The sequence below is a fragment of the Xanthomonas hortorum genome (assembly GCF_024339125.1).
GTDB lineage: Bacteria > Pseudomonadota > Gammaproteobacteria > Xanthomonadales > Xanthomonadaceae > Xanthomonas > Xanthomonas hortorum.
The window spans coordinates 2,799,495-2,812,062 of record NZ_CP101417.1 but is presented as its reverse complement, the minus strand read 5'-3'; the positions used below and the strand labels follow the sequence as shown (position 1 = coordinate 2,812,062).

At 65.1% G+C, this 12,568-nt stretch carries 11 protein-coding genes and 1 other RNA gene; 3 read left to right on the top strand and 9 right to left on the bottom strand.

Annotation, left to right across the window (positions count from 1 at the left end):
* Positions 1-127: 127 nt before the first annotated feature.
* A complete protein-coding gene (locus NMB96_RS12075; RefSeq protein WP_104597714.1) occupies positions 128-1,420 on the bottom strand; it encodes an adenylosuccinate synthase in 1,293 nt (430 codons plus the stop codon).
* A gap of 460 nt (positions 1,421-1,880) precedes the next feature.
* Between NMB96_RS12075 and NMB96_RS12070 the strand changes: the two genes are divergently transcribed.
* Positions 1,881-1,957: non-coding RNA, sX9 sRNA (locus NMB96_RS12070), on the top strand.
* 4 nt (positions 1,958-1,961) lie between these two features.
* On the opposite strand, the gene NMB96_RS12065 is transcribed toward NMB96_RS12070, so the two are convergent.
* The 6 genes from NMB96_RS12065 to NMB96_RS12040 all read right to left on the bottom strand — a co-directional run bounded on the left by NMB96_RS12065 (position 1,962) and on the right by NMB96_RS12040 (position 7,291).
* Positions 1,962-2,147: a DUF2065 domain-containing protein gene (locus tag NMB96_RS12065; protein WP_238152943.1), complete on the bottom strand. Its 186-nt coding sequence runs from the start codon at positions 2,145-2,147 to the stop codon at positions 1,962-1,964.
* Between the two features lie 274 nt (positions 2,148-2,421).
* Complete coding sequence (gene hflC, locus NMB96_RS12060) at positions 2,422-3,285, bottom strand: protease modulator HflC (RefSeq protein ID WP_023902980.1); 864 nt, start codon at positions 3,283-3,285, stop codon at positions 2,422-2,424.
* Entirely contained in the window at positions 3,282-4,424 is a 1,143-nt protein-coding gene (hflK, locus tag NMB96_RS12055) for an FtsH protease activity modulator HflK (RefSeq protein ID WP_115039970.1), read from the bottom strand. The genes hflC and hflK overlap by 4 nt, the downstream gene beginning before the upstream one ends.
* Positions 4,425-4,819: 395 nt before the next feature.
* Positions 4,820-5,206 (bottom strand): twitching motility response regulator PilH, encoded by a 387-nt coding sequence (gene pilH / locus NMB96_RS12050; RefSeq protein WP_023902978.1) that lies wholly within the window; start codon positions 5,204-5,206, stop codon positions 4,820-4,822.
* Between the two features lie 571 nt (positions 5,207-5,777).
* A complete protein-coding gene (locus NMB96_RS12045; RefSeq protein ID WP_023902977.1) occupies positions 5,778-6,674 on the bottom strand; it encodes a DnaJ C-terminal domain-containing protein in 897 nt (298 codons plus the stop codon).
* Positions 6,675-6,814: 140 nt separating this feature from the next.
* A complete protein-coding gene (locus NMB96_RS12040; RefSeq protein ID WP_023902976.1) occupies positions 6,815-7,291 on the bottom strand; it encodes an Hsp20/alpha crystallin family protein in 477 nt (158 codons plus the stop codon).
* 161 nt (positions 7,292-7,452) lie between these two features.
* On the opposite strand from NMB96_RS12040, the gene NMB96_RS12035 reads away from it, so the two are divergent.
* Together NMB96_RS12035 and NMB96_RS12030 are read left to right on the top strand one after the other, a co-directional pair.
* Positions 7,453-7,935, top strand: coding sequence for a peroxiredoxin (locus tag NMB96_RS12035; RefSeq protein WP_023902975.1), 483 nt, complete (start codon positions 7,453-7,455; stop codon positions 7,933-7,935).
* Positions 7,936-7,977: 42 nt separating this feature from the next.
* On the top strand, positions 7,978-8,538 hold the full coding sequence (locus NMB96_RS12030) for a ferritin-like domain-containing protein (RefSeq protein ID WP_023902974.1): 561 nt from the start codon (positions 7,978-7,980) through the stop codon (positions 8,536-8,538).
* A 624-nt stretch (positions 8,539-9,162) separates the two neighbouring features.
* On the opposite strand, the gene pbpC is transcribed toward NMB96_RS12030, so the two are convergent.
* Both pbpC and NMB96_RS12020 read right to left on the bottom strand, forming a co-directional pair.
* Complete coding sequence (pbpC, locus tag NMB96_RS12025) at positions 9,163-11,562, bottom strand: penicillin-binding protein 1C (protein ID WP_425520886.1); 2,400 nt, start codon at positions 11,560-11,562, stop codon at positions 9,163-9,165.
* Between the two features lie 17 nt (positions 11,563-11,579).
* Positions 11,580-12,083, bottom strand: coding sequence for a sensor histidine kinase (locus tag NMB96_RS12020; protein ID WP_255086959.1), 504 nt, complete (start codon positions 12,081-12,083; stop codon positions 11,580-11,582).
* Positions 12,084-12,568: the final 485 nt, after the last annotated feature.

Genomic DNA, 12,568 nt, shown 5'->3' with positions numbered 1-12,568 from the left:
TGGTGTCGACCTCGGGTACCGCAGATACGCCCCAGTTCCAACGATGGCGGCGGTGCCCAGCATGACACAGAGAAAAGCCCCGCTTACGCAGGGCTTTTTTTTTGTTACTCCAAACACATGCCTGCGATCAGGCGAACGGATCCTGCAGCACCATCGTGTGGTCACGATCCGGGCCGGTGGAAACGATGCTGATCGGGCAGCCGGCCAGTTCTTCCAGTGCGCGCAGGTAGGCGCGCGCGGCCACGGGCAGCTTGTCCCACTCGGTGATGCCGTGGGTGTTCTCGGTCCAGCCCGGGAACTCCAGGTACACCGGGGTGCACTCTTCCCAGCCCTGCGCGTCCAGCGGTGCGTATTCGGTGCGCTTGCCGCGGTATTCGTAGGCGATGCAGACCTTGAGCTTTTCCATGCCGTCGAGCACGTCGAGCTTGGTGATGCACAGGCCGGAGATGCCGTTGATGGCCACCGCCCGCTTGAGCGCAACGATGTCCATCCAGCCGCAACGACGCGGGCGGCCGGTGGAGGCGCCGTATTCGGCACCGCGGTCGCGGATGCCCTGGCCCACTTCGTCGTCCAGCTCGGTGGGGAACGGGCCGCCGCCCACGCGCGTGGCGTAGGCCTTGGCGATGCCGAGCACGTAGTCGATGGCGTCAGCGCCCACGCCGGTGCCGGCCAGTGCGCCGCCCACGGTGGTGTTGGAGCTGGTGACGTACGGGTAGGTGCCGTGGTCGATATCCAGCAACGCGCCCTGCGCGCCTTCGAACAGCACGCGCTTACCCTGCTTGCGCAGGTCGTGCAGGATGCCGGCCACATCCGACTTCATCGGCTGCACGTACTCGCCGAAGGCCAGCGCCTCGTCGAAGGTCTTCTGGAAATCCACCGCTTCCACACCCAGGTACTTGGTCAGCACGAAGTTGTGGTAATCCAGCGCGGTGCGCAGCAGTTCTTCCAGCTGCGGCGGGTAATGCAGGTCGGCGATGCGAATACCGCGACGCGCCACCTTGTCTTCGTACGCCGGGCCGATACCGCGGCCGGTGGTGCCGATGGCCTTGCCGCCGGCGGCCTTCTCGCGGGCCTGATCCAGGGCGATGTGGTACGGCATGATCAGCGGCGCGGCCGGGGAGATCTTCAGGCGCGAACGCACTTCCACACCGGCCGATTCCAGCTCGCCGATCTCCTTGATCAGCGCGGCCGGGGAGATCACCACGCCATTGCCGATCAGGCACAGCGCGTCATCGCGCAGGATGCCGGAGGGAATCAGATGCAAGACGGTCTTCTTGCCGTTGATGACCAGGGTGTGGCCGGCGTTATGGCCGCCCTGGAAGCGGACGACCGCACCGATTTCTTCGGTGAGCAGATCGACGATCTTGCCTTTGCCTTCATCGCCCCACTGGGCACCGAGCACGACAACTGACTGACCCATGACGGGGTGAACTCCTGAGTTTTGCTGCGGCCATCGGGGCCGCGGGATGGGACCGGTTCAAGGCTGGCGGCGACACCTGGCGCGCAGCTCCATCGGGGAGCGTTGCAATGGCGCGAAAGCCCTGACACGGAAAAAGCCGAACGGAGTGCTCTGGTTGGAGCGTGCCCGGCCGGCTTTTGTGCATTATCCGGGTTTCGGGTGGCAGGCACTACCCCTTGCGGGTGGCCGCTCCGGGATTGGTCAGATTGGGGCGCGCTGCGCGGCCGCCGGATGCTTAAAACGCGCTGAGAGCCCCAGCGGACCAACCCTACTGGGGGGCTGCAATCCGCTGTTCCTGTTGCCGATCGCCGCCTCCCTGGCCGCTTCTGTCGCAGCCGATGACGAGCTGGCAACCTAGAGCGGCTAACAAAACGACTGCGCTCACCGCCACCAGGCGGGCGCGGTCTGTGCTCGGCGCGGCATGTACCACTCGTACACTCCGGTTCTGAGCGCGCCGCCCGCACCCACCTGACGACCCCTCACTACGTTTTGTTAGCCACTCTTAGTGGCGCACGATCCACAGCGCGATCGCGCCCAGCACCAACGTGACGCCGCCAATGGCGCGCAGTTGGGTGGTGGGCAGGCTGAACAGTTGCTCGACCATGCGCTTCCAGGCGGTGGGCACGGCAAACAGCAGCAGGCCTTCGATGACGGCGATCAGGCATAACGCGGACAGAAACTCTTGCATCACCAACACCATCGCAACGTGGGAGATGCAGTGTGCCCGGTTCCGCAATCCAACAAGCCTCAGCACGTCGTAGGAGCGCACATGGGCGCGACTGGCATTACCGGGAAAGCGATCGCGCCCAGGCGCGCTCCTACAGAGGCTGGCGCTTACACGTGCGCTCTTGAGACATCGCGATGCGGCAGGCTCATGTCCCTTCGGCCGCGCCGGGGACACATACAAAAACGCCCGCAGTGCGCGGGCGTTTTTGTTTCAACGCGAAGCGCTCAACGAACGATCAACGATCGCTCTTGAGGTACTGCAGGAACGGGTCGTTCTTGTCCAGCACCACCACGCCATTGCCGTCGGTCATGGAGCCGCGATAGGCCTCCAGGCTGCGATAGAACGCGTAGAACGACGGATCCTTGGAGCCGGCCTGGCCGTAGATGCGGGCAGCGTCGGCGTCGCCTTCGCCGCGCAGCTTCTGGGCATCGCGCTCGGCGTCGGCCACGATCACGGTGGACTCGCGGTCGGCCTGGGCGCGGATGGTCAGGGCCTGCTCTTCGCCTTCGGCGCGCAGCTTGCTGGCTTCCTGCTTGCGCTGGGCGCGCATGCGTTCGTAGACGTCGGTGATCACCTGGCTGTCGGTCGGCAGGTCGATCTGCTTGATGCGCAGGTCGGTGATCTGCATGCCCAAGCCCTTGATGGCGCCGTTGATGCCCTTGAGCTGGTTGGCGATCAATTCGCTGCGGTCGCCGGAGACCAACTGCTGCAAGGTGCGCGAGTTGATCTGGTTGCGCAGCGAGTCGGTGATGATCGGGGCCAGGCGCGAATTGGCCACCGACTCCTCACCACCGGTGGCGCGGTAGAACGCACGCACATCGGAGATATAGCCGATGGCGAAGAAGTCCACGCTCACGTCTTTCTGCTCGGCGGTGAAGTAACGCGCCGGGGCGGTGTCCAGCACCTGAAAACGGCGATCGAACACGCGCACCGATTCCACCACCGGTAACTTGAAGTGCAGGCCGGGCTTGAGGTCGGCACGCACCACGCGGCCCAGGTTGAGCACCATGGCGGTCTGGTCTTCGCGGACCACGAACACCGAGCCCATCAGGGCCAGCAGCACGGCGACGATCAGGCCGATGACTAGCGAATTTTTCATTGTTCGGTTCCCTCACGGCCGGTCGGGCGCGGGCCGCGCTCCGGATTGCGGATGCCCTCGCTGCTGCCGCTGCTTTGCGGCGGGTTCAACAGCACATCCTGCGGCACCATCGACGGCATGCCGCCGTTGCCCGTATTGCCACTGCTGTTGGCGGGCTTGTTGAGGTCGGCCGGCAGCGGCACGTAGATGACCTGACGGCCATCGCTGCCGATCACCTTGCGGTTCTCCGACAGCACCTTCTGCACGGTTTCCAGCCACAGGCGCTTGCGCGTGACCTCCGGTGCGTTGGCGTACTGCTCCTGCAACAAGGTGAAGCGGTCGGCGTCGCCTTCGGCCTTGGAGACAGTCGCCTGCTTGTAGCCTTCGGCGCCGGTGCGGGTGCGTGCACCCTGGCCGCGTGCTTCGGGCACCACCTTGGCGGCGTAGGCCTGGGCTTCGTTGATCAGGCGCTCGCGCACCTGCTGGGCACCGTTGACCTCGTCGAAGGCCGGCTTCACTTCTTCCGGCGGGCGCGCGTCGGGCAAGGTCACGCCAGTCACCGACAGACCGGTGTTGTAGGCATCCAGCGCAGCCTGCAGACGGTCCTTGGACGCAATGGCCAGCGGGCCACGGTTGTTGAGCACGGTATTGAGGTCGGAGCGACCGACCTGCTCACGCACCGCACTTTGCGCAGCCTGCTCCAGCACCAGATCGGCATTGCGCGAACCGAACAGATACTTGCGCGGGTCGCTGATCTGGTACTGCACGTTGAGCGAGACGTTGACGATGTTCTCGTCGCGGGTCAGCACCGGCACCTGGTTGCTGAAGGTCTTGATCTCGGTGGCGTTGACCTTGCGCACCGACTCGACCGGCCACGGCAGCTTGAAGTTGGGGCCGGGCTGGAGGATGCGCGAGAACTGGCCGAAGCGCAGCACCACGCCACGCTGCTGCTCGCCGATGAGCTGGAAGCTGGAGAACAGCACCATCAGCACCACGGCGACCAGAATCCAGCGCCACACGCCGCCATCGAACAACTCTTTCAACGGGGCGGGCAGATTGCCCCAACCACCACCGTTGCCACCACCGCGCGGGCCCCAGGACCTGCGACGGTTGGGATCCGGGCCGTCTCCGCCCTTGTTGCCGGGTGTGTTCCAGGCCATGCACGCTCCATGATCGAGGGGCTGCGCGGGCCAGTCCCGCAGTGCCGCCGTGTTGTGTGATTCGATGATTCTACTAGATGGGGCAGACCCACCGTTTTGAAAGGCCCCAATTGGTGCATCGGCGGTTTAGCCGGTGGGGTGAATTAAGCCGGTGGCGGGGTGGCGGGCGGCTCGGGGCACGGTGTCGGCGCGATTTGGGGTCAAGCATCGGAGCGTGCGCGCTGGAGTTGGCAGAGGGTGATCAAGCTTTCGTGCCGCCACGATGTCCGAACGGCACCAGCAGCACAGCTGGCTTTGGCATCAACGCGAGGTGGGGCGTGGTTACCGCGATGACACGTTAGCTTGTGGTCCTGCGCAACGAAGACGCCAACTTCGCTCGCATCGCGCCAACGCACTTACGCAGTCGGCGGTTCGTCTTTCTGGTTGAACACACGCTCCATCACTTCCAGCAGTTCGTCTTCGGAGAACGGCTTGGTGATGTAGGCGCGAGCGCCTTGGCGCATGCCCCACATGCGGTCGGTGTCCTGGTCCTTGGTGGTCACCAGGATCACCGGAATGTGCTGGGTGGTCGGTTCGCGCTTGAGCGTGCGCGTGGCCTGAAATCCATTGAGGTTGGGCATGACCACATCCATCAACACCAGGTCCGGGAGCGAGGACTTGGCCGCTTCCACGCCGGCAGCGCCATCGGTTGCAGTGATGGTTTCGTGCCCCAGCTTCTCGACGATGCGCTGAATCCCCAGCAGCTGCGACGGCGAGTCGTCGACGATCAGAATGCGAGCCATGTGTTTCCCCTAGTGTGCGCGGCGAGTGTAGTGCGCCGGCCGTGCTTTCGGTAGCTGGGGCCAGGACAGGCGCTGGATGCTTGGCGAAGCTGTTGCGATGTGCGATTTGGCGGCACGTTGTTTTTCGTCGCGGGCCGCTGCTGGCGTACTACGTCAGATAGGGCACAGTTGGATTCAACAACCTCGCAGATGGTCGTTGGTTGATGCTTCGCTTTCTTGCCGTACCCTCACCCCAACCCCTCTCCCGGCGGGAGAGGGGCTTTGATTCCCTTCTCCCATCGAGAGAAGGTGGCGCGTAGCGCCGGATGAGGGTGCGGCCGGGATCAGAGGGCGCAGATCGTCATTAGCTGATGCATTGCTTACCTGCCGTACCCTCACCCCAACCCCCGCTAAGCGCCCCGGCCCGCGCTAGCAGCGCGGGCGCTCCAAGGCACGCGCGCCAGTGGCGCGCAAGCAGCGCCTTATCGCCCCGAAGGGAGAGGGGCTTTGATTCCCTTCTCCCTTCGGGAGAAGCTGGCGCGCAGCGCCGGATGAGGAGGGGCTTCATCTCGCTTGCGCTGTTTGGTCCAGCTCACACCGTCTCGCCGAACGCCTTGGCCAGATTGCGGTACGCCTTCTTCTGCGCATCGTCGGTGGGCGCCGGTGCAAGAATCTCCAGCTCCACGATCTGATCGCCCGGGGTGGTGCCGGGCAAGCCGCGGCCGCGCAGGCGCAACTTGCGGCCGGCGTCCGACTCGGCCGGCACCTTCAACTCCACCGACCCGCCCAGGGTCGGCACGCTGATGGTGGTGCCCAGCGCGGCCTGCCAGGGCGTGACCTGCAAGGTGTACAGGATGTTGCGCCCGTCCACCTCGAACTGCGGGTGCGCAGCGTATTCGATCTCCAGCAGCAAATTGCCGCCACCATTGCCCTGCCCGCTCAGGCGGATCACCTGGCCGGGCTGGACGCCCTTGGGCACGCGCACGTCCAGCTGCTTGCCGTTGATGGTGATGCGCACGCTGTCGCCCGCATACACCGCTTCCAGCGGCACCGCCAGCTTGGCGCGGGTGTCGCCACGCGTTTGCGGGCCGGGGCCTGCACCGGGCCCGGCACCCGGGCCACGCGGACGCCCGCCGCGCTGGCCGGCGAACAGGCTTTCGAAGAAATCGCTGAAGCCGCCACCGGCGCCGCCGTTGCCGAACACTTCCTCGTATTCGTAGCCCTGCCCGCCGTTGTAGTTGGGCGGGGCCTGGAACTCGTCGCCCGGGCGGAAACCCTGCGCCTTGAGCTGGTCGTAGGCCTTGCGCTTTTGCGGGTCGCGCAGCGCCTCGTAGGCTTCGTTGATGGCCTTGAACTTGTCTTCCGCGCCGGCTTCCTTGCTGACGTCGGGGTGGTACTTGCGGGCGAGTCGACGGTAGGCCGTCTTGATCTCCGCATCGCCCGCGCTCGGCTCGACGCCCAGCGTTGCGTAGTAATCCTTGAATTCCATCTAATCACCTCTGGAAAAAAACGGCCCGCAGCCAAGGCCACGAGCCAGTCATATCGCAGCCGGGCGGGCAACCGCACCTATTCTACGGTGCGGTTGCCGCCGGGGAGCGAAGCCGATGACTTCGCTCCAGGTTCGTCGCCTTACTGCACCGTGCCGCCGCTGGCGTCCTGGCCGTTGCCGACCTGGATACGGCGCGGGGTGGCTGCCGGGCGCTTGGGAATGCGAATTTCCAGCACGCCATTGTGTCCGGCTGCGGTGATGCCGTCCGGGTCGGCACTGTCGGGCAGCGCGAAGCGGCGGTGGAAGCTGCCGTAACGGCGCTCGATGCGCGAGAAACGCTCGGTCTCGGTGCTGGACTCGCTGTTGCGCTCGCCCTTGATCGACAGGATGCCCTTGTCCATCTGCACCTCGATCTGGCTCGGGTCGATGCCGGGCAGATCGGCGTACAACACGAAGTGATTGGGCTCTTCCTTGATGTCCACGCGCGGCACCCACTGGGCGGTCACCACCGCCGATTCGTCGGTGTCGCCGTTGTGCTCGAAGAAGCGGTCGAACACATGCTTGATTTCGTTTTGCAGGGCGTGGGTGGGCCACTGTGGATAACGAACGATGTTCATTGCGAGCCTCCATTAGGTTGGGTGAAGGGCCGGCCGCTCCGGCGTGCGCCATCGCGCCGGCCATGTGCGCGAGATAGGCGTCGCGTTGCGGATTTCAAGCGTGTTGACGCGCTTTTCCCTTGCCCTTTTCTAGAATTCGTTCAGCCACAGGAGCACATCGCATGACCATCCACGTTGGTGACCGCATTCCCGAAATCGTGCTCAAGCGCTTGCGTGAGGGGATCGAGGCAGTCGACACCCATACCTTGTTCGCAGACCGCAAGGTGCTGCTGTTCGCGGTGCCGGGCGCGTTCACCCCGACTTGTTCGGCCAAGCACCTGCCGGGCTATGTGGAGCACTTCGAGCAGTTCCGCAAACGCGGCATCGAAGTGCTGTGCACCGCCGTCAACGACCCGTTCGTGATGCAGGCCTGGGGGCGCAGCCAGCTGATCCCCGACGGCCTGCACATGCTGCCCGATGGCAATGCCGACCTGGCCCGCGCTCTGGGCCTGGAAGTGGATGCCAGCGGCTCGGGCATGGGCCTGCGCTCGCGTCGCTACGCGCTGTATGCCGACGATGCGGTGGTGAAAGCCCTGTTCGTCGAAGAACCCGGCGAATTCAAGGTGTCTGCAGCCGATTACGTGCTGCAACACCTGCCCGATTGATGCATTGATTCCCCCGCCCACTCAGAAGGAAAACGGCCAGCCATGTCTACCCAGCCAGCCAAGCAACTCCCCGCCGGTATCACCGACACCGCCACCTTGCGCACCCGCGCACGCCAGAGCATCGAAGACGGTGCCGTCACCGAGAGCTACCACGCCGACCGCGAGGCGGTGATCGACCTGCTCAACACCGCACTGGCCACCGAATACGTGTGCACGCTGCGCTACTACCGTCACTACTTCATGGCCAAGGGCATGCTTGCCGACGCGGTCAAGGGCGAGTTCCTGGAACACGCGCAGCAGGAACAAGCGCACGCGCACAAACTCGCCGAGCGCATCGTGCAACTGGGCGGCGAACCGGACCTCAACCCGGACACGCTGACCAAGCGTTCGCACGCCGAATACAAGGAAGGCACCGACCTGCGCGACATGGTGCGCGAGAACCTGATCGCCGAACGCATCGCCATCGACAGCTACCGCGAGATGATCGATTTCGTCGGCGACAAGGACACCACCACCAAGCGCATTCTCGAGAGCATCCTGGCCCAAGAAGAAGAGCATGCCGATGAGTTTGCCGACATGCTGGAAGGCTGGATCGGCGAGTGAGGTGATGGTGGTTGATGCGTCAGTGCACCGCAACCTACATTGATATCGCGTCGTAGCGTCGTTTGGGTGCGGTCAAAAGCTCAGGTCAAAAGCCTGGTTAGTCGAGGGCGCGGTGCCCTCGCCGCTTGCGGGACACGCCGCAAGTACGTCCATGTAGGCTCGGTGGCGGCATCCATGCCGCCACACGGTCCCGCAATCGGCGAGGACACCGCGCTAGACAGTTTGCCGGTTGTTTTATTGAAAACCCTGCACACCGACCATCTCGACTGGCCCTTGCCCGCCCACCCTCGCAGGACCTTACGCGGCATGGATGCCGCGTAAGAGCCTACATGGACGTACTTGCGGCGTGTCCTGCGATGGTGGGCGGGCAAGGGCCCTGCAGCAAACTCACAGCATCAAGAGCGCAGCGAGGACACCGCACCAGACAGGTTGCTGGCTGCTTTGTTAAAAACCATGCGTACCGATCAACTCGACTGGCCCTTGCCCGCCCACCGTCGCGGGACCTTACGCGGCATGGATGCCGCGTAAGAGCCTACACGGACGTACTTGCGGCGTGTCCCGCGATGGTGGGCGGGCAAGGGCCCTGCGGCCAAACCAAAGACCAGCTGCTCCTGAATCTCTGCTTCAACGCAACACCCGAAATCGCAACTGCGTCCAGGCACCGTCACTGGCCATCGCAGTGAGCGTGTGCGTGCCGACGTCTTCAAAATCGCGTTGAAATCCCTGCCGGCCATTGGTCTGTGCGATCCAGCGGCCGTCCAGCAACCAATCGATGCGCGCGTCGCTGCCCAATGCGCGTAGTTGCAAGCGCACCGGGCGCGCGGTGGCGTTGGCGCGTGCCAACGTGGCGCGATCGCTCAGGCCGTCGATGCGCAACACGCCACCACCGGTCATGCGCCCATCGGGCAGACAGTCCGGCGCGAGCGACGGCAACTGCGCGGCACTGCGTTCCCCTGCGCTAAGCCAGGGCGAGACCAGTGCCGGCCAACGCGCCAACGTGCGTGGCTCACGCTGATGCGCCTGGCTGCACTCTTGCGACAGCCGCTGACCGCTACGCGCATCCACATCGAAGTGCAGCTGGCCGCTCTGCCATAACCGCGCATCGCGTTCGGCGAAGGTGGGCGGTACTGCGCCATCGAGTGCGTACGCTTCGGCACGTCGCGCGCATTGTGCCGGTGGTGTGTGATCGGCCGCACCGCCGAGCGGCCAGCAGATCTCCAAGGCCTGCACATTGGCCGGCATCGGCACCGGCGCGCTATCGCCGGCACTGCGCGGCAACGCATCGATGACTTCGAACATCAGCGGCAACGCGGTGACCGCACCGTACTGGCCCGGCAGCGGCGTGCCATCCGGGCGCCCCACCCACACCCCGACCGTGTAACGGCGCGTACCGCCGATCGCCCACGCATCGCGGTAGCCGTAACTGGTGCCGGTCTTCCACGCCACGCCCGGGCGCGCGGCGGTGTCGAAGGTGCCGCTGCCATACCCGGGGCGCGGATTGCTTTGCAAAATCTCGCGCACGATCCAGGCCGCACCCGGCGACATCAGCCGGCGCTCGATGCGCGCATCTTCTGGCGTGTAGCGCACGTGCCCGGCAATCCCGCCGCGATTGAGCGCAGCAAATGCGCCCACCAGTTCCTGCAATTGCGCGCCGGTGCCGCCCAGAATCAATGCAAGCGACGGCGTACTGCCATGTGCAAACCGCAAACCGATCCCGGCATTGGACAGCCGCGCAGCAAACCGCGCCGGGCCGATACGATCGAGCAGATCCACCGCCGGCACGTTCAACGACAGCCGCAAGGCCGTCGCTGCGCTTACCGGCCCATTGAAGGCCGCATCGAAATTGCCGGGACGATAACTGCCAAAGCTCTGCGGCGCATCCACCAGCAGGCTTTCCGAATGGATCAACCCATCGTCCAGCGCCATGCCGTACAAAAATGGCTTGAGGGTGGAACCGGGGGAGCGCCAGGCCTGCACCATGTCCACATGCCCCAGCCGCTTGCGATCGCCGAAGCTGGCCGACCCTACGTACGCACGCGCCTCCATCGTGGCGTTGTCCACCACCAACAACGCCGCAGAGGTGCGCTCGGGCAGTTGCGAAAAATACGTCGCGACGCGTTCTTCCAGCGTGCGCTGCAGTTCAACATCCAGCGTGGTGACGATGCGCGCTGCACGTGGTTGCGCGCTGTGCAGACGCTGCGCCAGCAGGGCCGCATGCAAGGGCGGTTTGAGCGAACGCGTGACCACCGGCTCGATCCGCGCATCGTCCACCTGCGCGCGCGACCACACGCCCAGTTCCACCATGCGATCGAGCACCTTGTCGCGTGCGCGTTGCGCAGCTTCCGGATGGCGATCCGGGCGCAGGCGGCTTGGCGATTGCGGCAGCACCGCCAGCAATGCGGCCTCGGCCTGCGACAAGGCCTTGGCCGGTTTGCCCAGGTACGCCCAACTGGCCGCTTCCACACCTTCAATGGTGCCACCGTAGGGCGCGCGCTCCAGATACAACGTGAGAATCTCGCGCTTGCTCAAGTGCGCTTCCAGCTGCAGCGCGCGCAACAACTGCTTGGCCTTGCCCCACGGCGTGCGCGTATGCGGATCCAGGATGCGTGCCACCTGCATGGTCAGCGTCGAACCGCCGGAGACAATGCGCCCCTGCCCGATCCACTGCCCGCCAGCACGTAATAGCCCCCACGGATTGACGCCGGGGTGGCGCCAGAACCAGCGGTCTTCGTAATTCAGCAGCGCCTGCAGATACAGCGGCGACACGCTCTGCGGCGTGGCCGGATAGCGCCATACGCCATTGCGATCGGCGAATGCGCGCAGCGGGGTGCCATCGCGTGCGACCACCAGCGTGGAGGTGTCGCGGGATCTGGGTAGCGGCAGCGGGAAGGCCAGGTCCAGCAGCAGGATTGCCAGCAGTGCCGCCACCGTGCTCCAGCGCAACAGCGACCACCACCGGCGGCGCGGCGGGGGCGGTCGGAGCGCGTCGTCCTTGGTCGCCTCGCCCTGTGTCGTTGTGCTCATCGTCCTGTGGTGCCGCCTCAAGAATCCTGCAAAGCATGCAGCGGCAAACGGATTTCGGCCACTGTGCCGTGCGCGTCGCTACGCGCACGCAGCACCAGGCTACCGCCCTGCGCTTCCAGAATCTGCCGCGACAGCACCAGCCCGATGCCGGAACCACCGGGCTTGGTGGTGAAAAACGGCACGAACAGATTATCGCTGGTGGGTAGCCCCATACCTTCGTCGGCGATCTCGATGCGCGCACAGTTGCCATCGCGCTGCGCGCGTAGCCACACCGGGGCATCGCCACCGGCTTCGATCGCGTTGCGCAACAGATTGATCAACACCTGCTCGAGTTGGTCGGCATCGGCATGCACCTGCAGTGCGTGCTCCACGTCGATGTAGATGCGTGCATCGTCAAGCAGCCGCCGTACCCGCTCGCATACTTCTGCCAATGCGAGCGGTGCACAACAGGGTGCCGGCAACCGGGCCAGGCGGGCATATCCACCCAGGAAGCGCTGCAAGGCGGCACTGCGTTGTTCTATCACCGCCAGGCCGCCATGCAGATCGCGGTGGAGTTCGCCATCGAGTTCGGCCGGTAGCGGCGGCAGCATGCGCGCCAGCGTGTCGGCGATGGAGCCGATCGGTGCCAGCGAGTTGTTGATCTCATGACTCAACACGCGCAGCAAACGCCGAAATGCCTGCGCCTCTTCGTCGCGCAAGGCGCGCTCCATCGGTTGCAACACCAGCAGATGCCCGGCCTGACTGCGGCTGCGCAATGCGGCGTGACCGATCTGCCAACGCCCTTGCTGCCCTGGAAAGCGCTGCGCCTGGATGCTGCCCGAGGGCACTGCGAACAATCCGGCAAGACCGAGCGCATCGGCATGACGTCCCAGCAAAGACGCTGCAGTGTTTGCCAGCAGCCGCTCGCCGGCAGGATTGACCAGACGCAGCCGCCAGTCTTGTTCGAACGCGAACACCGCCCCGTCCAGCGCGGCCAAGGTCTTGCTCAGCAGTTGCAGGCTCTCGT

Excerpts from the sequence above, each read along its gene's own strand:
- hflK (WP_115039970.1), bottom strand. The coding sequence starts at position 4,424 with ATGGCCTGGAACACACCCGGCAACAAGGGCGGAGACGGCCCGGATCCC.
- NMB96_RS12030 (WP_023902974.1), top strand. The coding sequence starts at position 7,978 with ATGTCTACCCAGCCAGCCAAGCAACTCCCCGCCGGTATCACCGACACC.
- pilH (WP_023902978.1), bottom strand. The coding sequence starts at position 5,206 with ATGGCTCGCATTCTGATCGTCGACGACTCGCCGTCGCAGCTGCTGGGG.
- NMB96_RS12075 (WP_104597714.1), bottom strand. The coding sequence starts at position 1,420 with ATGGGTCAGTCAGTTGTCGTGCTCGGTGCCCAGTGGGGCGATGAAGGC.
- NMB96_RS12040 (WP_023902976.1), bottom strand. The coding sequence starts at position 7,291 with ATGAACATCGTTCGTTATCCACAGTGGCCCACCCACGCCCTGCAAAAC.
- hflC (WP_023902980.1), bottom strand. The coding sequence starts at position 3,285 with ATGAAAAATTCGCTAGTCATCGGCCTGATCGTCGCCGTGCTGCTGGCC.
- NMB96_RS12035 (WP_023902975.1), top strand. The coding sequence starts at position 7,453 with ATGACCATCCACGTTGGTGACCGCATTCCCGAAATCGTGCTCAAGCGC.
- NMB96_RS12045 (WP_023902977.1), bottom strand. The coding sequence starts at position 6,674 with ATGGAATTCAAGGATTACTACGCAACGCTGGGCGTCGAGCCGAGCGCG.
- NMB96_RS12065 (WP_238152943.1), bottom strand. The coding sequence starts at position 2,147 with ATGCAAGAGTTTCTGTCCGCGTTATGCCTGATCGCCGTCATCGAAGGC.
- pbpC (WP_425520886.1), bottom strand. The coding sequence starts at position 11,562 with ATGAGCACAACGACACAGGGCGAGGCGACCAAGGACGACGCGCTCCGA.